The organism is Alkalilimnicola ehrlichii (assembly GCF_003399765.1).
Taxonomy (GTDB): domain Bacteria; phylum Pseudomonadota; class Gammaproteobacteria; order Nitrococcales; family AK92; genus AK92.
In genome coordinates, this window is sequence record NZ_NFZV01000086.1 from 1 (window position 1) to 989 (window position 989).

A 989-nucleotide genomic window follows, 5' to 3' on the forward strand; every position below is an offset into this window, starting at 1 on the left:
GAAGTTGCCGGCCGGAATCAGCCAGTCGTAGCCGCTGCCGTCGGCATGCGGCCGGCAGTCGGTATCCTCGCACACCTTGTGCAGGGCCAGCAGTAACGGATCGGCCCACCATTCGTCGCCGCTTGCCTCGACGGCAACCGGCAGCCAGGCATCGCCGTCGCTCAGCCGGCGGCGGAACGAGGCCGGGTAGGGCCGCACCTCGAGCTGCGTCTCGACCGGGCTCGGCGCGGTGACGCTCACCGCACAGGTGTGACTGCGCCCCGCACCACCGCCGACACCGGGTTCATCAGCTCGGCCCAGGACTTGAGGACTTGTCGGGGATCGTCGTAGTTCCGCTGGCGCCAGGTCCGCTGCCAGTCCCAGGCTTTGCCCCAGGGCGAGAAGCGTAACCAACGCTCGGTCTCGTCGTTCTTGGCAAAGTAGGCCCAGACGGCGGCGATTGCCGTGACCAGGACGAGGCCGGCGATGACCCAGGGATTGGCTAGCAATGCAGCAACCGCGGGACTGACTCCTAGCCCTTTCAACAGGCCGGGCGCCAGCGCACCCACCAGTAAACCCGTACTGCTGGCCAAAACGAGATTGGCGGCCATGTAATTGTAGTCCGCATCGAGGAAGGCTTGACCTGCATCCCACGCCGCCAGAAAGGTATACACGACGGTAGCCGCGACGTTGAAAATCGGGCGGCCACACGAGCACCTGTCACACTCCTCCCCCTAGGTTCGGCGCGCTGATTTGCAACCGCCTTTCGGCTGGCGTTCCATTCCAAGATGTCGGTAGCCGCTGCAATCGTCCCCAAAGCCGCCGCGGCTCGGTCGGCAAATTCACGCGGGCTGTCGCCGAATCTTCCATTCTGCCAAAGAAACCTAAGGTTCGCGCCTTCCGCGATGAAAACCCCCACCACAAACCCGCCATGCCAACGCGCATTCGAGCGTACCGACTGCTGGACCTTTTTGTCTTGGATCAGTTCGTCGATGCCTTGGTTGAGGTCG

Annotated in this window: 2 protein-coding genes; both read right to left on the reverse strand. The window is 63.9% G+C overall.

Annotated elements, in window-relative coordinates; all coding sequences use genetic code 11:
* Positions 1–240, reverse strand: a 240-nt coding sequence (locus tag CAI21_RS22775; RefSeq protein ID WP_147305243.1) for a hypothetical protein, incomplete at its 3' end; no start/stop codon positions are given.
* Positions 237–653 (reverse strand): hypothetical protein, encoded by a 417-nt coding sequence (locus tag CAI21_RS22780; protein WP_116304390.1) that lies wholly within the window; start codon positions 651–653, stop codon positions 237–239. The genes CAI21_RS22775 and CAI21_RS22780, both read right to left, overlap by 4 nt.
* Positions 654–989 lie beyond the last annotated feature (336 nt).